This window comes from Myxococcus llanfairpwllgwyngyllgogerychwyrndrobwllllantysiliogogogochensis (assembly GCF_006636215.1).
GTDB lineage: Bacteria > Myxococcota > Myxococcia > Myxococcales > Myxococcaceae > Myxococcus > Myxococcus llanfairpwllgwyngyllgogerychwyrndrobwllllantysiliogogogochensis.
On record NZ_VIFM01000072.1, the window covers coordinates 1 to 17872 of the forward strand.

The following is a 17872-nucleotide window of genomic DNA, read 5'->3' on the forward strand; positions in this document are numbered from 1 at the left end:
GGACGGGCGGATGCCCCGGGCGGCGATGGCGGCCGCGGTGGCGCGGGCCGGGGGGGATTTCGAGGTCATCGATGACGCGGGGGCGACGTTCCAACGCAACCTGCCGCAGGTGGGACGGGCCGTGTCCACCTGGCTCCAGCGGCTCTCCGGCGGATGACCGATGCGCTGCAACCCACCGGACTCCTTCACATTTCTTCAGCCTCCCGCACTTGCACGCCGGGAGAGCGGACGTACAGACTGTCTGCGCAGACCCAATCGTTTCGCCGTTCGTTCGTAGGGTCTTCCGGAAGCGTGCCTCGTTCCTCAAGGAGTAGCCCGATGCGGATGGTGCGATGGACCCTGGGTGGCGCCGCGCTGGCCCTGGCCGTGACGGTAGCCCCTGCGTGCAAGTCCGCGGAGAGCGACGCCGAGCGTGCGCCCGCGCCTCCCGCCTCGCTCGAGAACCTGGCGGACGACGTGGATGTCGTCCCGCACGCCATCCTCGTGGACTTCAAGGACGGCACCACGCAGGCCCAGTTTGACGCCTGGGAGGCCGACTGGGGCGTGGACCTGGAGCTCAACTCCGTGGAGAGCGCCGACGAGGCCCTCACCCTGGCGGTGGGCGTGGATGACGTGCAGGGCGTGCTGGAGCGCATCCGCCAGCATCCCAGCGTCGAGGCCGCCGAGCCGCTGATGGAGGTCCGCGCCAGCTTCACTCCGAATGATCCGGAGTACGCGCAGCAGTGGAACCTCAAGATGATCGACATGCCCAAGGCGTGGGAGCGCAGCCGGGGCAAGGGCGTGGTGGTGGCGGTGCTCGACACCGGCATCGCGTACGAGGACCACGACGACTTCAAGCAGGTGCCGGACCTGAAGGGCGTGAAGTTCGTTCCGGGCTACGACTTCGTGAACGACGACGAGCACGCCAACGATGACCACGGGCACGGCACGCACGTGGCGGGCACCATCGCCCAGGCCACCAACAACGGCGAGGGCGTGGCGGGTGTGGCCTTCGAGGCGACGCTGATGCCGGTGAAGGTGCTCAACCACTTCGGTGGCGGCACCACGGCGGACATCGCGGACGCCATCCGCTTCGCGGCGGACAAGGGCGCCAACGTCATCAACATGTCGCTGGGCGGTGGCGGCTACTCGCAGGTGATGGCCAACGCGGTGGAGTACGCGCGCAAGAAGGGCGTCACCGTGGTGGCCGCGGCCGGCAACGGTGGGCGCGCGCGCGTGGAGTTCCCCGCGGCCTATCCCGGCGCGGTGTCGGTGTCGGCGGTGGGGCCCGAGGGCTCGCTCGCGCCGTACTCGTCCTACGGCAAGGAGCTGGATATCGCGGCGCCCGGTGGTGACAAGCGCAAGGGCGACCAGGGTGGCATCCTCCAGAACACCATCGACCCGAGAGACCCCTCGCGCTCCGTCTACGCGTCGTACCAGGGCACCAGCATGGCCACCCCGCACGTGGCCGCGGTGGCCGCGATGCTGTACGCGGCTGGCGCGAAGACTCCGGACGCGGTGGAGAAGGCGCTGTACGCCGGCGCGGCGAAGGTCGCGGACCAGGCGTGGACCGAGCAGTACGGCCACGGTCTGCTCAACGCGGAGGCGTCGCTCGCGTCGCTGGGTGGCGGGATGTCGCGCTGGCCGCCGCTGTACTGGGCGCTGGGCCTGCTGGCCTTCGTGCTGCTGACCCTGCGGGGCCGCGAGCGTCCGGGCTACCTCAACGCGCTCCTGCGTCCGGCCTTCCTGGTGCCGCTGCTGCTGTCCACGGTGGGCGTGTACTTCGTGCGCACGTGGTTCGTGAGCTCGGCGGACGTGACGGGGAGCGTGGTGGAGATGGCGTCGCTGCCCATCCCCGACTGGGAGCGCATCATCTTCGGCCGTCGCACGGTGAGCCCGCTGTTCTACAGCGCGCTCATCCCGGTCCTGCTGTCGCTGCCGGCCATCGGTTGGAAGGGTCTGCGTCCGGCGGTGGGCGGACTCGCGCTGGGCTTCGCGGGCTTCCTGGCGTACTCGGCGTGGGCCGGCGCGCCCGCGCTGTCGTGGATGCCCTTCACGTTCCTGGCGAAGCCGTGGCTGGGCTTCAACACCGTCCTCTGCATCGTCGTCGCCCGGGCCATGCTCAAGAAGGAGGACGTGCCTTGAAGCTGTCCGGGCGCGTGGTCTTCCGGGACGTCGAGACGGGCGTCTGGGTGCTGGAAGGCGACGACGGCACCACCTACCAACTGGCGGGTGGCGACCGGAAGATCAAGAAGGACGGCCAGCGCATCGAGGCCGAGGGCGACGTGGACCGTGACGTGCTCACCAGCGCCATGGTGGGCCCCGTGTTCCACGTCAGCTCGTATCGCTTCGTCTGAGGTGTGAGGGGCCGCGCTGCCCCTCTCGCCTGTCAGGGCTGCTTGGGGCCGCCCGCGCTCTTGTGGGCGCGGGCCTGACGCAGCCGCTCCTCGTGGTACGCCTCCATGGGGGCCGCGCCTCGACGAGCGGCGGCCCGCAGCTCCTCCAACGCCTCTCGCTCCGCCTGCAGCCCGGGCTCCGCGTCCTTCTTGAGCGGTGTCAGGGGATTGGCCACGTCGAAGAGGTTGAGGGAGACGCCTCGCCTGTCCACGACGCCCAGCAGGACGAGGGACACCGTCGCGGCCGCCACCCAGGGAAACAGCAGCGTCGGCAGGGACGGCACCGGCCGAGTCTCCCGGGCGCTCTCGTCGCTGTGTGGCGCGCCCACGCCCCATACCGACGCGTGGTGGCGCGCGAAGGTCATCAGCCCCAGCAGCCCCACCCAGCCCAGTCCCGCCAGGGAGAGCACGGCCAGCGGCGAGGTGTCCGTGTCCGTCGCCCCCTGGTCCATCGCCTTGGCCGCGAGGAACAGCACGGAGGACACCAGGTTGTTGGCCGCGTGCGCGCCGATGCCCGGCCACAGCGAGCCGGTGCGCAGGTAGAGCCAGCCGAACAGCAGGCCCAGCTCCACGCGCGCCACGAAGCCCACCGGGTCCAGATGGAACGCGCTGAACACCACGGCGGAAATCACCAGGGCCTTCACCGGTGATGCCGGAGGCCGAGGCGTGATGCCCCGCTGGAAGACGCCCCGGAAGAACAGCTCCTCGCAGAAGGGAGCGGCGACCGTCACGCCCGCGAGGATGACGGCCAGCTCCACGGGCGTCTGCTGATCGAAGAGGCGCGAGCCGTCGAACATCTCCGTCAGCCACTCGGGCGCGAGCTTCTGGGCAACGAACTGGATGGGCACCACCAGCGCGAAGAAGTTGGCCACGCCCAGCAGGAAGCCAAAGAGGGTGGGCAGCGCGGGCAGCGGCGTCAGCCCGGTGTACAGCGCGGGCTTCCATCCGCCCATCCGCGGCAGCAACCAGCCCAGGCCCAGGAAGATGAACACCTCGGTGAACCAGATTCCGAAGGCCGCGTTGAGGAACTGGACCGAACCTCCCACCGCGATGAACAGCACCAACGCCAGCGCCGCCCCCGCCAGCGCGAGCCTCCGTGGGCTCCCTGGCTCAGGGCGCTCTGGGGGTGGCGGCTCGGAGGGACCCGTCGGCTCATGAGGCCGGGCGTCGCTGGGAGCGGAATCTTCCAATTTGGCGTCTCCTTGGAGCGAAAAGCTGAACTGTCCGCACTTCGACTTCTCTATACTGTGCGCACCTTGACGTCCTTCATCCTGGCTCGAACGGCGCAGCGGACGTGTTGGAAGCTCTCACAATCCCTGGGTGTGTGGTGTGCCCTGGGCGTGGGGCTGGGAGCGGCGACGTCGCACGCGTCGGCGTTCTTGGTGGAAGCGCGAACCGAGGCGCAGGCGTACCAGATTCGTGCGTGGCGTGGCAGCACACCAGATGACCCGGTGCTGCTTCCTCGGCGGCGAATCGTCCAGTACCTGGGCCTCAGCGCCTTCGAAATCGCCACCGGGCAGGACCTGGGCTTCGAGTCCAACCTGCGCATCTGGGCTGACTTCGGCTTGCCCAAGGGCGAGGCCGAGCGCGTCGACGGTCTGAAGTCCGAAGACGCAGAGCTGTTGCATGCGTACGTGCGCTACGCGAAGGGCGGCTTCGAGGGGCGCCTGGGCCGACAGCTCTACACGGACGTGTCGGACATCCTCGCGTTCGACGGCTTGCGCGTGCGGTACATGAGCCGCCTGGGATTGGGCGCGGAGGTGTACGGCGGGCTGTGGGTAAAGGGCACGAGCTTCCTGGGCTCCTCCGTGTACCAGTTGGAAGGGACGCGGGAGAGCGACGCGCGGCGCCTGGATGCAGGCGTGACGGGCGCGGACTCGACGCTCGATGCGATGGAGCCCCTCATCGGCGCGAAGCTGCTGATGGAGGACGTGAAGGGCTTCCACGCGTCGGTCGGCTATCGCAAGGCGCTGGTGGAGGGGAAGACGAACCTGGAGCGCGCCACGGTGGAGGCGCGCTACGGCCGCGGGCTGGGGGTCAACGTCCTGGCGGGCGTGGACTACGACGTGCTGATGGGCAAGGTGGCGCAGGTGCGCACGCAGCTGCGCTGGGATGCCACGCGCTTCGCGGCCACTGCGGAGGTGATGCGGCTGTCGCCCGTGCTGGCCGCGGACTCCATCTGGTACTACTTCGCGTGGGCGCCCCGTGACGAGGCGCGGCTGCGCGTGGACCTGTTCACCCCTGGCGCGCTGCGCTTCTACGTGCAGGGCCTTGGCAGCAAGTACAACGAGAACGTCAACCCGGACCTCGCCATCGCCGCCCAGGTGGACGCCGAAGGTGCTCCCGAGTCCACCAGCGTCGGTGGCTCCGCGGGCGCGGCGTGGCGCTCGGGGTCCTTCCGGTCGGCGTTGGATGTGACGTACCGCACGGGCTACGGCGGCGACCAGCTCTGGGGGGACCTCACCGGCGGCTACACGTTCGACCGGGAGCGCTTCACCCTGGACGCGCGGGTGTCCTTCGCGCGCATCTTCGACAGCTTCAACGCGCGCCTGGGTGGCAACTTCTACGGCGCCCAGGTGTGGGCCAGTCGAGCGCTGACGCGGGCGACGCGGCTCTCCCTGGTGGTGGAGCAGAACTTCAACCCGTTCACCGACTCGGACACGAAGGGCTTCCTGCTCTTCGACCTGAAGGCGAGCCTGTAGATGCTGCCGCACCGCCAGAACCGAAACGCGCTGCTCGCCCTGGCCGCGCTTGCCACCATGGTGGGCGCCGGCGTCGCCTGGGCCGCCACGGCCCGCGAGCGCAGCCTCGCCGTGTATCCCGCGCAGCACGTGCCCCTGCGCTTCGACCATGCGCAGCACCTGGAGGCCGGGGCTGAGTGCGCCACGTGCCACGACGCGGCCCGCGCCAGTCAGTCCCCCAAGGACGTCAACCTCCCGGGGCACGAGGAATGCGAGACGTGCCACGACATCGAGGCGGGGCGGAAGGGCAAGCCCACGGACCCGAAGTCGAGCTGCAACACGTGTCACCCGGGTTTCGACGCCACGGTGCGCAAGGAGCCCGCGAAGCTGTCCATGCCCACCGCCAACCTCATCTTCAGCCACCAGCAGCACGTGGACAAGAAGGTGGAGTGCTCGGTGTGCCACGGCGAGATGACGGACGTGAAGCTCGCCACGCGCAACCAGCTGCCGAAGATGGCCACGTGCTTCAAGTGCCATGACGGCAACGTGGCCTCCAACACCTGCGCCACGTGCCATCCGACGGAGCCCTCCGGGCGACTGAAGCTCGTCTTTGATTCGGGCCTGCTGCGTCCCATGCAGGGCAACCCGCTGGGCCTGGACCACGGGCCGCGCTACGAGTTCAACCACGGGGCGCGCGCGTCGACGGACCGGATGACGTGCATGCAGTGCCACAGCGAGAGCTATTGCCAGACGTGCCACGACGGCATGCAGAAACCGCTGTCCATCCACCCGAACGACTACATCACGCTGCACCCGGTGCAGGCGCGAGCGGGCTCGCCCCGGTGCGAGAGCTGCCACCGTGCGCAGTCCTTCTGCGCCGCGTGTCATGAACGGGTGGGCGTGGGCATGGACGCGGACAAGTCGCTGCGTCCGCGCAACCAGAAGGTGCACCCGGACTACAGGGCCTGGGTGGAGCTGCCTGGCCCGCAGCACCACGGCATCGCCGCGTCGCGTGATTTGACGAGCTGCATCTCCTGCCACCGTGAGGAGTCCTGCACGAGCTGCCACTCCGAGCTGTCGTCGCGGCGGCAGATCAACCCGCACCCGGCGGGCTTCGCGCAGACGTGCAAGAAGCTGGCGTCCGCGAATGACCGGGCCTGCCTCAAGTGCCACTCGGCGGAGAGCCTGGCGCAGAAGGGGTGCCGGTGATGCGCGCGCGCCAGTCTTTCGTGAGGGGCACGCTGCTGGTGGCCTTGTCGGTGACGTCGCTCTCGGGGTGTCTGGAGCCAGGGGACGCCATCTACGACCGACGCGACACGGTGCCGCCCAGGGTCATCTCCACCGACCCGGGTGGCGGTGGGGTGCTGGCGACGGATGGCACGCTGCGCATCACCTTCTCGGAGGCGATGGACGTGCGCAGCCTGCGTCCCGGCATTGCCGTGTTCGCCGCGCGCGATGAAGTCCCGCTCACCGTCCTCGCGCCGGAAGTTCCGGAGCTGGAGCAGGACGTGGAGCGGGGCGACGTGGAGTACACCGTGGAGGCCAGGGTCGCCGAGGGCTCCACGCTGTCGCCCAACACGCAGTACACGCTGGTGCTGCGCGACGTCCTCACGGACTACGAGGGCAACCCGTTGGCCACCGAGGTGCGGGTGGTGTTCCGCACCGCGCCGTGAGCCGAGCGCGCCCGGCTACATCCGCGTGAAGTCGAAGTCCTGGGCCACGGCCTTGCCGTTCTCGTCGCCTTCGATTCGCGCGGTGAGGCGGCCCGCCGAGGGGCGCTGGTAGAAGATGCGCTTGGGGTGGTCGTTCTGGGGGTTCTCGAAGAGCGCGCCGTTGCTGTTGCAGCGCACCAGCTTGAAGTCCGTGCCCGGGCGGCCCATGGGCTGGGCGACGTAGTAGAGGCCGTCGGCGCGGGCTTCGATGCGCATGTACTCGAAGAACACCGTCTTGTTGCGGACGATGGCGCGGCTCACCCCGAAGAGCGTGCCGGCGTCCGCGTGCGTCCAGTGCTCCTCCACCGTGCTGCCTGCCTTGTCCTGACGCCAGCTCCCCGACATCCATGCGAGGTCATGGATGGAGTCCCCGCAGGTGCGCGAGGGCGTCTCGCGCTCGGGTGGTGTCGACTTGCAGCCGAGGAGGGGGACACCACAGAGCGCGAGGGCGAGGAGGGCAGGGCGGACGAGCATGTCCGCATCCTCACATGCCTCGCTGACGGGCCGCACCGCCGATGGCGACAGTGCGGCCCGCGTGAGTGAGGGTCAGCGCTTGAGGTACTCGCGGATGGCGTCGGCGAGCTGCCGGCGTGCCTCCGCGTCCGTGGCCTGCGGCCCCAGCTTGAGCTTCTTGTCCTCTTCGACGAGGAGCTTCTGGTCCTGCAGGTACGTGACTGCGTTCTCCAGCGTCACCTTGGCCAGGGACTCGGCGGCGGTGACGCGGCCGGCGTGGTACTCCGCGCGGCCCGTCTCCAGCGCCAGTCGGATGAAGGCCTTGCGGTCCTCGGCGACGCCGTTGGCCACGTCGTTGAGCGTCATGGCCGCCAGGAGGTAGGCCTCCAGGTAGTCGCGCAGCAGGTCGGCCAGGAACTCCAGCTCCGGCTGGGCGTGGGGCTCGGGGGCCACGCGCAGGGACTCGCCCTCGTTGATGACCAGGCCCATGCGGACCAGCCGCTCCACCGTCTCCGCGAAGATGGTGTCGAACGTCGTGTTCACCCGGTAGATGAACTCGACCTTGAACAGGCGCGAGAGGAACAGGGCGCGGGCCTTCACCGCGTCGTAGGGCGCGGGCGAACCGGCGGCCAGCATGGCGTTGGCCACGAGGCTGCGCGCCGAGACGAGGTTCATCAGCGTGTTCTTGTAGAAGGACATCTCCGGGCGGCGGTTGTCCTCCACCTGGTAGATGACGTCGCCCTTCGCCTCCTGCGTGCGCACCATCTCGTCGTCGATGAAGGTGCGCATCGCGTCCTGGATGGGGCCCATCGTCTCCGGGTTGCTGGGGGCGTTGCCCAGCTCGCGAGACTGGGGCGCGCCGTCTTCCTGGGCGATGCGGCGCAGGATGCTGATGCGGTCCGCCAGCTCCCGCTGCGTCAGGCCGCGGCGGCGGTGCGCCAGGAGGGACGTGCTCACCAGGGCATGCGGCGTCACGGTGGACACCTTGCTGATGCCGTACATGACGCGGTTGCCGAGCGCGCGGACCAGGCCCTTCTTCTGCTCGTCCGTCACGGGCTCGTCGGGGTTGAGGCCGCGCTCCTTCATGAACTCCAGGAGGGAGATGGGCTCATCGAAGCCCAGGTGGATGCGGCCGTAGCGCGCCGCGAGCACCTTGGGTGTGCTCAACAGGGCCTTGAGGTCCTCGGGCTTCTTCTCTCCGCCCGCCAGCTCCTTCGAGTAGCTGCCCGACTCGACGACCTTCTCGTAGTCGATGGCCACCGGCACGAAGAGCAGGTCATTGCGCGCGCCCTCGAGCACGGACTCCACCTGCCAGGTGAACATGCCCAGCTTGGGCGCCAGCAGCTTGCCCGTGCGCGAGCGGCCGCCCTCGGGGAAGAACTCCTGGTGGATGCCGTCGTGCACCAGCTTGCGCACGTACGCCTTGAAGGACGCGGCGTAGACCTTGTCGCCCTTGAACGAGCGCCGCAGGAAGAAGGCGCCGCAGCGGCGGAAGATGCTGCCCAGGGGCCAGAAGGACAGGTTGGCGCCCGCGGCGACCAGGGGCACCGCGTAGCCCCGGTTCCAGAGCACCCAGCTCATCACCAGGTAGTCCACGTGGCTCTTGTGGCTGGGGCACAGGACGATGGGGGCGCGCGTCGCGGCCTTGAGTGCGCGGTGCAGGCCCGCCTCGTCCACGTGCATGCCGTCGTAGATGCGGTTGAACACCCACTCCAGCACGGGCGCGACGAAGGCCAGCGTCGTGGGGCTGGGCTTCGCGGCGATGGCCTCCAGATTGCGGCGAGCCTCGCGCAGCACGCTCTCCGGCTTGCGGTTGGACTCGACGGCCTGCTCGTCGACCACCTTGCGCAGTTGCCTGTCACGCAGCGTCTCGTCGATGACGCGCTCGTGGGGCTTGGCCGGAGGGCCGAACACCGCGCGAGTCTCCCGCGACAGGTGCACATGCAACGTGCTGCGCACCTTGCGCGCGAGCACCTCCACCGAGTCCTTCGGGTTCTCCTCGGCGAAGGCCCGCAGGTCGATGGGCTCTCCCACGCGGAACTGGGCGCGCTTGTAGTTGCGGAAGAAGGCCAGCATCGAGTGCAGGAAGCCCGGTGCCTCCGGGCTTCCGAACACCACGTCCACCCAGTTGGGCTTGAGCCGGGCGCTGCTCTTCTCCCAGACGAACAGCTCCGGCACCAGGTACACGGGCCGGTCCGACTTGCGCGCCAGCTCCACCAGCGCGGGGAAGGGGTCCTCGTGGGTCTCCTTCCCCGACGCGTGCATGAGCGCGGTGCGGCGCAGGAAGACCAGACCGCTGCCCCCGTTCTGCTGCGCGTACTCGAAGCGCTCCTGGAAGGCGCCGGACTGCTTCGTCTGGCGCCAGGGCTTGGTGAACCACGGGCGCAGGTTGGACACCGCGCGGATGGGCGGCAGCGTCCTGCGCACCATGGCCCAGGTCAGATAGAGGAAGTTCACCCAGGCCGTGGAGCGCATGACATGCACCACGAAACCCTTGGCGTGCAGGTTGCGCAGCTCATCCTCGGCCTCGGGCGGGAAGTGGACGCTCTCCAGATAGCGAGCACCCAATGCCCGGCCCATCGGGCCGAACTCGGCCTTCAGCAAGGACTCTCCCTGATTCGCAGACGGCGACAGCGCGGTTTCCAAGGCAGCCCCCGGGGCTACATGTTCTCGGGCGTTGGAATGCCCAGAAGTGTCAGACCCGCCGCGAGAGTAACCCGGGCCGCGTCCGTGAGGGCGAGTCGTGCGAAACGCAGCGCGTCATCGTTCTCGACGAGGATGCGCTTGTCCCGCTCCTGATTGCCCAGCGTGTAGTAGCGACTGAGGGCGGCGGCCACGTCCAGCAGCAGGCGCGCCACGAGGCTCGGCTCGTACTGCTCGGCCGCGTCCTTGACGACCTCGGGCAGCCGCATGATTTCGCGCACCAGGGCCTGCTCCTCGGGGAGCGTCAGCAGGCTCGCGTCGTAGCTCGCGGGCACGCCTCCACCCTTGCGCAGCACGTTGACGACGCGTGCGTGGGCGTACTGGAGGTACGGGCCCGTGTGGCCCTCGAAGCTGAGGACCTCGTCCCAGTCGAAGGTGTAGTCGCTGGCGCGCTTGTGCTTGAGGTCGCCGAAGGCGATGGCGCCCAGGCCGATCTGCTCGGCCAGCAGGTCCGGGTCATTCGACTGGAGCCGACCGGCCTCCTGGTTCTCCTTCACCTTGACGGAGGCGCGCTCCTTGGCCTCGTCCAGCACGTCGTTGAGCTGCACCACCAGGCCCTTGCGCGTGCTCATGCCGTGAATGCGGCCGAAGGCCACGTGAACGCAGCGGTCCGCCCACGGCTGGCCCATCGCGCTCAGCGTGCGGAACACCTGGCGGAAGTGCAGCGCCTGGTCCTGCGCGACGACGTAGAGCGCCTTGTCGTAGTGGAACCGCTCGTACCGGTCCTCGGCGGCGGCCAGGTCTCGTGTGGCGTAGAGCGTGGTGCCGTCGTTCTTCTTGAGGAGGATGGGCGGCTCGTTCTCCGCGTAGGGCAGGTCGACGATGAGCGCGCCCTGCGACTCCTTCACGCCGGGCTTCTTGGCGATCTGCTCGATGACCGCGTCCATCTTCCCCTGGTAGCGGCTCTCTCCTTCGATGTGCTCGAACTCGATGCCCATCCGCGCGTAGATGGTCTTGAAGCCGCGGATGCTCGTCTCGCGGAACTGGTTCCACACCTTGAGGGCCTCGGCGTCACCGGCCTCCATGCGGCGGAAGAAGTCGCGGGCCTTCGCGTCGAACTCGGGCTCTTTTTCGGCGCGCGTGTTCGCCTTGACGTAGACCTCCACCAGGTGGCCCATGTCGTCGATGCGAGCGGGGTCTCCGTACTCCTGGAAGCCCACGGCCACGAGGCCGAACTGCTTGCCCCAGTCGCCCAGGTAGTTGATGCCCTCCACCCGCCAGCCGAGCGCCCGGTAGATGTTGGCGATGCAGTGGCCCAGGAACGTGGTGCGGATGTGGTGGAACGCGATGGGCTTGGCGATGTTCGGCGACGAGTAGTCGACGGTCACCGTCTTGCCGCGTCCCGCGTCCGCGTCACCGCCGTAGGCCAGGCCCGCCGAGCGAGCGGCGTCGAGGACCTCCGCCGTGAAGGGCATGAGGGCAAAGCGGGCATTCACGTAGGGGCCCACCGCCTTGATTTCGAGCCCCGGCACGCTGAGCGTCTGGGCGAGTCCGGCGGCGATGGCGGGAGGCGCCTTCTTCTGGGCCTTGGCGAGAGGGAAGGTGGCGAAGCTCAAGTCACCGTGCGCCGGATCGGCGGGCTTGACCTGGGGTTCGATGTCTGCGGCCGGCACGCCCAGGGCGCTGGCAAGGGCCTGGGCGAACGCGGCGCGGTGGCGGGAATAGACGGAAGAGCTCATGGGACGGCGCGGATACTAGCCAAGCAGAGGCGGCTTACGGCCACCTCTTGTTCGTTCCGCGGTCCATTCCTCCCCGTTAGGGGACAGCCGGAGCCCGGCGGCTGGGCCGCACCACCGCCGCCACGGTGTCCAGCAGCTTGGGCAACTGGAGTGGCTTCTCGAAGAAGCCGTCGATGCGCTCCAGGCCCTGTCCGGACGTGAGCGAGGCCACCTCGCTGGCACCCGAGATGATGTACACGACGATGTCCGCCAGCGACTCGTTGCCTCGGATGAAGCGGAGCACCGACTGCCCGTCCTCTTCGCTCAGCCTCAGGTCCAGCAGCACCATGGCCGGCCGGATGTGCGAAAGGATGGAGCGGGCCTCGGAGGCTCCCGAGGTGGCCATCACCCGGTAGCCCTCCTGCTCGAGGACCTGCTGAAGGACCTCCCGGCAGTCCGCGTCGTCCTCCACGAGCAGGATGCCGCCCGCCTTGGGGGCCGCCTGGTTCAGGTCCGGCGAGCTCACCGCCCCGGCGAACATGGGCAGCACCATCTCGAAGGTGCTCCCATCGCCCAGCACGCTCTTCGCCTCCACGCGCCCCCCGTGCAGCGCGACGATTTTCCCCACCAGGGGGATTCCCAGTCCCGCGCCCGGCGGCCGAGGCACGCCCGGCTGCGCCCGGTAGAAGGCATCGAACACGTGCTCCAGCGCCTCGGCGGACATGCCGGGGCCGCTGTCCTTCACCCTGAGTGTGGCGAGCCCATCCTCGGCGGAGACGCTGACCTCGACGGTGTCATCCGCCTCGCTGTGGTGGATGCCGTTCTCGACGAGGTTGTGGATGGCCTCGGCGATGCGCTCGCGGTCTCCGCGGACGAAGACCTCGGGGCAGGGTGGAATCGACACGCTGACCTTGCCGTGCTCGGCGAGGACGCCCAGGGAGCGGACCACTTCCTCGGCCACGGCCTTGAGGCCGAAGGGGCGCTGGTTGAGCTGCATCTTCCCGGACTGGAGCCGGGACATGAGCAGCAGGTCATTCACCATGCGCAGCATGCGGTCGGAGTTCCGGTCGCAGATCTGCACCGCGCGGCGCTGGGAGTCAGTGAGGGCTCCCAGCTTCTCGCGCCCCATCATCGCCAGATAGGACTTGATGGTGGTGAGCGGGTTCTTCAAGTCATGGGAGACGTTGCCGAGCAGCTCCTCGCGGTTCTGCTCCAGACTCTTGAGGCCCGCGATGGCTGTTTGGAGGTCCTTGTTCCGGCGGGCGCTGTCGTCGCGGAGTCGAGCCACCTCGTACGCGGCGGCGAGCTGCGCGGCCAGTGACTGGAGCACCGTGTCGGAGACGGTGCGGCGCGCGCCGAGGACGACGAGGACACCCGTGACGCCGTGGGGGCTCTCGAGCGGCACGGCGAGCGTGTCCGCCTCGTGCAGCAGTTTCTTCTCGGAGAAGGCGCGCCCCACCACGCCCTCGCCCGGGACGGCGGCGACGACGCGGCTGTCGTAGCGACCGCGCACATGCTCGACGTGGAGCTGCTCCCGGGAGGGGAAGTAGCGGGCCACGTAGCAGACCTTGGGTTTGAGCAGTGCGTGGAGCGTCTGGAGATGGGAGCGCAGCGCCTCGGTGGGGCCGGCGTTGTCGGTGAGGTGACGCGCCATCTCCAGGAGGGCGCGCGCGGTGGCGTCGGAGTCCGCCGGAGGAGGCGGTTTCACGGCGCGACGGGTGGACTTCTTCGAGGTGTTGGGGCGCAGCGGCACGACCTCTGCCAGGGCCCCTTTCTTCTTCGAGCGCACGGGAGAATCCTGCTTCAAGTTCCGAGCGCCTGGGAACGGCCCTGATGTGCAGGGCCATCCGGAGGACAGTGGCCGTGTCGGCTGCCCGACAGCCCGGCCTCAGGCGCGGCGCTGGATGCGGCCGTCCTTGTCCAGGACGAACGGTTCCACCAGGAGCGACTCCACCTTCGCCCGATGGCTCGCCACGCTGAAGCCCGAGTCCGCCAGGGCGGCAATCGCGGACGTCTGCACCCGGCGGGCCGTCTCGTCGGCCGTCAACAGCTTGAGCATGGGCTCGAGCGCCGGCTCGTACTTGAAGGAGGCGAGCGCCTTGAGGGCGGCGATCTTCACGTCGTCCGACATGTCCTCGAGGAAGGGGAGCACGGCGGGCGGCACGCGCGCGTCCTCGCGACCGGTGACGTGGTGAAGGAGGACGACCTTCTTCTCCGGGTTCTTCGTATAGGTGGCGGAAAGGTGCTGGAGCGCGTTCACGCAAGCGCCCGTGGCTTCTTCCTCGGTGACCAGCTCTCCCAGGAGCCGGAGGGCCCAGGAGGTGGCCTGCTCCGTCTTGCTGAGGAACTCGACGATGGGCGGGACGGCGGCGTCCTTGCCAAAGGCCTTCACCAGCTCGAACGTGTGCTCCTTCTCGTCAGCGTCCGTGGTGAGCGGGTCCACGGTGATGGTGAAGCGGGCGAGCAGCACGGAGACGGCTTCGGGATACTTCATCTCCCCCAGCTGCTGGATGGCCTTCTGCCGTGTCGCCGGGTCGCCGTACTTCTGGGTGACCTTGGGCTTGAGCTTGAGGGCTTTCTCGGGCCCCGAGCCGCCCGTGAAGATGTCGAAGAGGCCCATGTGCGCGTGTGCTCCGTTTCCTGCGGCGACGTGTAAGGAGGAAGAAGGTAGAGGGGCCGTCTATGACGGGGCGGCGCCCAGGACAAGAGACAAGACGGTCAGAGCGTCAGCTCGCGACGGACATCGTCGCGGTAGGCCTTGGACAGGGTCTCCGCGGCGGCCCGCGTCTCCGGGGTGTCGGTATCCGGCACCTTGACCTGGAGATGAAGGTACAGGTCGCCCGGGGTTCCGCCCTTGAGGGATGGTACCCCGCGCCCCTTGAGCCGCATCTGCCGACCGGACTGGGAGGCTGACGGAACCTTGACGGTGACCTCGCCCTGGAAGGTGGGGACGCGCACCTCCGCGCCGAACATCGCCTCGGACACCGTCACGGGGAGGTCCACGTGCAGGTCGTCGCCCTCGCGGCGGACCAGGGGGTGCTCCAGCACCTCCGTTTCGATGAAGAGGTCCCCCGGTGGGCCGCCGCGCAGGCCAGGAGCGCCCTGGCCCGCGAGCCGCACCTTGGAGCCCGTCTGGACGCCGGCGGGAATCTTCACCGTCAGGCGGCTGGGCTCGTCCGGGCCGGTCCCCCCCCGTCCCGGCCGGGTGACGGACAGTGACCGCTCCGCGCCGTTGACGGCTTCCCCCAGTGTGACGCGAACCTGGGTGGACAAATCGTTGCCCCGCTCGGGGCCCATGGGGGGGCGGCGCCTGCCTCGGTTGAACACCTCTCCGGGGTCGAAGCCTCCTGGGCTGGAACCTCCGGCACCTCTGCGTCCTCCGAAGAGGTCGTTGAAGAGGTCGCCCAGGTCGAAGTCCTCACCCTCGTAGGGGATGCCGCCCGCCCCGCCACGAGAGGCGGCGGCCCGGTACTGGCGATAGGCCTCCGCCTTCTTCTCGTCGAAGCCTATCTTCTCCGCGTCCTCGCCGAACTCGTCGTAGAGCTTGCGCTTCTTCGGGTCCGACAGCACCTCGAAGGCGTTGCCGAGTTGCTTGAATTTCTCCTCGGCGCCCTTGTTGTTGGGGTTGACGTCGGGGTGGTACTTCCGAGCCAGCTTCCGGTACGACTTCTTGATGGCCTCCTCCGAGGCCGTCCGATCAACGCCGAGGATCTGGTAGTAGTCGTCCGCCATTTGTTCCCGCCGGGCTGTACGTGAATGAAAGTAACCAGTCGGTGGGAGTGCGCCAGCAAGGACTGTTCGGCTGGTCTCGGATGTATAAAGTCGCCGAAAGATGAGGGAGGCCATGGCAGCGCCGCGCCGAGCAGGAGCGGGGACCTTGTGGTTGGCGGGCTGGCTCCTGGTGCTGCCCGTCTCCGAGGCTCGGGCCCAGGGTGCCTCCAAGGAGGCGCGGGGCAGGGTGGTGGACCGGGTCGTCGCCATCATCGAAGGTCGGGTCCTGTCCTTGAGCGAGCTGGAGTTCGAGGCCCGGGTGGCCCTCGTCCAGCGAGGCGGCGTCCAGGCTCTCGATGCCCCTCTTGACGAGGAGACCCTCCGAGGCGCCCTGGAGCTGGTCATCAACCAGCGGGTCCAGGTGCTCAACGCCGACCGGCTCCAGGCGTTCCCCGCCGAGCCCTCCGAGGTGGAGGCGCGGTTGGAGTCCTTCCGCGCACGCATCGGTGGCCCCGCGGCGCTGGCGCGGTTCCTGGCGCGCGGGGACGTGGACCTGGAGGGGCTCAAGGCGGTCCTGGCTCGGGGGCTGCGGGCCGAGCGCGTCCTGGACAGCCGCATCCGGCTGAGGGCCCAGGTGGGTGAGACGGAGATTCGCCGCTACTACGAGCAGCACTCGGCGGACTACCCCGCGGACTACGAGACGGTGCGAGACGTCATCCGGGAGAAGCTCTTCCGCGAGCGGTATGCGGCCCTGGCGGTGGAGGAACTCGCTCAGGTCCGGGCCTCGGCGCAGGTGCGTCGGGTGGCGCCCTTCACGCGGGAGGCGAAGCGATGAGGCGGCTGCGGGAGGATGGCGCGCCCCATGGCTTCCTGATCCGTCAGATGACGGTGGACGACCTGGCCGCGGTGATGGCGCTGGAGCAGGCGGCCTTCAAGAATCCGTGGTCGCAGGAGTTGCTCAAGCGCGAGCTCCAGCACGAGTGGTCCACCATCCTCCTGGTCGAAGAGGCCCAGGAGTCCGGGCCACCGCTACTCCTGGGCCTGGCCATCTTCTGGATCGTCCACGACGAGGTTCACGTGCTCAACGTCGCCACCGCGCCCCAGCATCGGCGGCGGGGCGTGGCGAGGGCGGTGATGGAAGAGGTGCTCGAGCGGGGCAAGGGGCGGCGCTGTTGCCTCGCCACGCTGGAGGTCCGCAAGAGCAACGAGGCGGCCATCCAGCTCTACCGCGCGTTCGGTTTCCGGCCGGTGGGCATCCGTCCGAACTACTACGCGGACGAGGGCGAGGACGCGGTGGTGATGGTCCTCGACTTCTGAGCGCACGCGGAGTAGAGGAGCGACCTGTTGTACCCTGGGTTGTCGAGTCACTGGGAATGACCTCGCTGGCGCTGACCTGTTCGGGTCTGCGTCATGCCGTGCTTGACACGGTGGGGTCGGTCCCTATACTCGCGGCCCTTTTCAGTAGTCCTGTAGGTAGATATGCGCCGCCCCGTATTTCTGGCGGTGGCCAACCCGAGGAAGAGGTATCAGTGCCGACCATTAGCCAGCTGGTCCGCAAGGGCCGCGAGAAGCTGAACATCAAGGGCAAGAGCCCCGCGCTCAAGGAGTGCCCCCAGAAGCGCGGCGTTTGCACCCGCGTGTACACCACGACTCCGAAGAAGCCGAACTCGGCCCTCCGCAAGGTGGCGCGTGTTCGTCTGACCAACGGAATCGAAGTGACGTCCTACATCCCCGGCGTGGGCCATAACCTCCAGGAGCACTCGGTGGTGATGATCCGTGGCGGTCGTGTGAAGGACCTCCCGGGTGTGCGCTACCACATCGTTCGTGGAACGCTCGACTCCGTGGGCGTGGCGGGCCGCAAGCAGAGCCGCTCCAAGTACGGCGCCAAGCGCCCGAGCTGAGAGCAGCAGACCACCTTCGTTGTTTCAGAGTTTGGACGTTGAGCCCCGCACCCTGGGGAGCGTCCTGGTTGTTTCCTTCAGCAGATCAAGAAGCCCCGGTTGCAGCGACTCTCCAAGGAGAGTGGGGCGTAAGGGAAGAGAGAAGAGATGCCTCGTCGTCGCGTAGTCGCCAAGCGCAAGATTCTTCCGGATCCGAAGTTCCAGGACCGGCTCGTCACCAAGTTCGTCAACGACCTGATGCGGAAGGGCAAGAAGTCCATCGCGGAAGGCGTCTGCTACGGAGCCTTTGCCCTCATCGAAGAGCGCGCGAAGGAAGACCCCCTCAAGACGTTCAAGAAGGCCCTCGACAACGTCAAGCCGGTGCTTGAGGTCAAGAGCCGCCGCGTCGGTGGCGCCACCTACCAGGTGCCCGTCGAGGTCCGTCAGGACCGTCGCGTTGCCCTCGGGATGCGTTGGATCATCACGTACTCCAAGGCGCGTGGCGAGAAGACCATGCAGGAGAAGTTGGCCGGCGAGATCATGGACGCCGCCAACAACCGCGGTAACGCGGTGAAGAAGCGTGAAGACACGCACAAGATGGCGGAAGCCAACAAGGCCTTCGCGCACTACCGCTGGTAGGTCTTTCGGCCTCGCGGTATCCCGCCCGGATGCAGAGGTTGCATCCGGGCGGTTTCTTTA

Annotated in this window: 16 protein-coding genes; 9 read left to right on the top strand and 7 right to left on the bottom strand. The window is 68.4% G+C overall.

Going from position 1 to position 17872, the window contains the following annotated elements:
• The first annotated feature begins 318 nt into the window (after positions 1-318).
• Together FJV41_RS19260 and FJV41_RS19265 are read left to right on the top strand one after the other, a co-directional pair.
• Positions 319-2124 (top strand): S8 family serine peptidase, encoded by a 1806-nt coding sequence (locus FJV41_RS19260; protein ID WP_141643978.1) that lies wholly within the window; start codon positions 319-321, stop codon positions 2122-2124.
• Positions 2121-2336, top strand: a complete 216-nt coding sequence (locus tag FJV41_RS19265; RefSeq protein ID WP_141643979.1) for a DUF5818 domain-containing protein — start codon at positions 2121-2123, stop codon at positions 2334-2336. Before FJV41_RS19260 ends, FJV41_RS19265 begins: the two co-directional genes overlap by 4 nt.
• Positions 2337-2368: 32 nt before the next feature.
• On the opposite strand, the gene FJV41_RS19270 is transcribed toward FJV41_RS19265, so the two are convergent.
• Complete coding sequence (locus FJV41_RS19270) at positions 2369-3565, bottom strand: type II CAAX endopeptidase family protein (protein ID WP_246137285.1); 1197 nt, start codon at positions 3563-3565, stop codon at positions 2369-2371.
• Between the two features lie 192 nt (positions 3566-3757).
• Between FJV41_RS19270 and FJV41_RS19275 the strand changes: the two genes are divergently transcribed.
• The 3 genes from FJV41_RS19275 to FJV41_RS19285 are packed head-to-tail and all read left to right on the top strand — an operon-like array spanning position 3758 to position 6729.
• Positions 3758-5077: a hypothetical protein gene (locus FJV41_RS19275; RefSeq protein ID WP_246137286.1), complete on the top strand. Its 1320-nt coding sequence runs from the start codon at positions 3758-3760 to the stop codon at positions 5075-5077.
• Positions 5078-6265, top strand: a complete 1188-nt coding sequence (locus FJV41_RS19280; protein WP_141643980.1) for a cytochrome c3 family protein — start codon at positions 5078-5080, stop codon at positions 6263-6265.
• Positions 6265-6729, top strand: a complete 465-nt coding sequence (locus FJV41_RS19285; protein WP_141644021.1) for an Ig-like domain-containing domain — start codon at positions 6265-6267, stop codon at positions 6727-6729. Before FJV41_RS19280 ends, FJV41_RS19285 begins: the two co-directional genes overlap by 1 nt.
• 15 nt (positions 6730-6744) lie before the next feature.
• Here FJV41_RS19285 and FJV41_RS19290 read toward each other — a convergent pair whose 3' ends face one another.
• The 6 genes from FJV41_RS19290 to FJV41_RS19315 all read right to left on the bottom strand — a co-directional run bounded on the left by FJV41_RS19290 (position 6745) and on the right by FJV41_RS19315 (position 15314).
• Complete coding sequence (locus FJV41_RS19290; protein WP_141643981.1) at positions 6745-7242, bottom strand: DUF6265 family protein; 498 nt, start codon at positions 7240-7242, stop codon at positions 6745-6747.
• 72 nt (positions 7243-7314) lie between these two features.
• Positions 7315-9867 carry a 1-acyl-sn-glycerol-3-phosphate acyltransferase gene (locus FJV41_RS19295; protein WP_141643982.1) on the bottom strand — a complete coding sequence of 851 codons (2553 nt, stop codon included), beginning with the start codon at positions 9865-9867 and terminating at the stop codon, positions 7315-7317.
• A gap of 14 nt (positions 9868-9881) precedes the next feature.
• Positions 9882-11603 (bottom strand): arginine--tRNA ligase, encoded by a 1722-nt coding sequence (gene argS, locus FJV41_RS19300; protein ID WP_141643983.1) that lies wholly within the window; start codon positions 11601-11603, stop codon positions 9882-9884.
• A 76-nt stretch (positions 11604-11679) separates the two neighbouring features.
• On the bottom strand, positions 11680-13371 hold the full coding sequence (locus tag FJV41_RS19305; protein WP_141643984.1) for an ATP-binding response regulator: 1692 nt from the start codon (positions 13369-13371) through the stop codon (positions 11680-11682).
• A gap of 99 nt (positions 13372-13470) precedes the next feature.
• Positions 13471-14202 (bottom strand): HEAT repeat domain-containing protein, encoded by a 732-nt coding sequence (locus FJV41_RS19310; RefSeq protein ID WP_141643985.1) that lies wholly within the window; start codon positions 14200-14202, stop codon positions 13471-13473.
• 98 nt (positions 14203-14300) lie between these two features.
• Positions 14301-15314 (bottom strand): DnaJ C-terminal domain-containing protein, encoded by a 1014-nt coding sequence (locus FJV41_RS19315; RefSeq protein WP_141643986.1) that lies wholly within the window; start codon positions 15312-15314, stop codon positions 14301-14303.
• Positions 15315-15426: 112 nt separating this feature from the next.
• On the opposite strand from FJV41_RS19315, the gene FJV41_RS19320 reads away from it, so the two are divergent.
• The 4 genes from FJV41_RS19320 (at position 15427) to rpsG (ending at position 17812) form a co-directional block, all read left to right on the top strand.
• Positions 15427-16128: a hypothetical protein gene (locus FJV41_RS19320; protein ID WP_181790765.1), complete on the top strand. Its 702-nt coding sequence runs from the start codon at positions 15427-15429 to the stop codon at positions 16126-16128.
• Positions 16125-16610, top strand: a complete 486-nt coding sequence (rimI, locus tag FJV41_RS19325; protein ID WP_141643988.1) for a ribosomal protein S18-alanine N-acetyltransferase — start codon at positions 16125-16127, stop codon at positions 16608-16610. Before FJV41_RS19320 ends, rimI begins: the two co-directional genes overlap by 4 nt.
• Positions 16611-16822: 212 nt before the next feature.
• Positions 16823-17194, top strand: coding sequence for a 30S ribosomal protein S12 (rpsL, locus tag FJV41_RS19330; RefSeq protein WP_043408969.1), 372 nt, complete (start codon positions 16823-16825; stop codon positions 17192-17194).
• 147 nt (positions 17195-17341) lie between these two features.
• Positions 17342-17812, top strand: a complete 471-nt coding sequence (rpsG, locus tag FJV41_RS19335; RefSeq protein ID WP_011553340.1) for a 30S ribosomal protein S7 — start codon at positions 17342-17344, stop codon at positions 17810-17812.
• Positions 17813-17872: the final 60 nt, after the last annotated feature.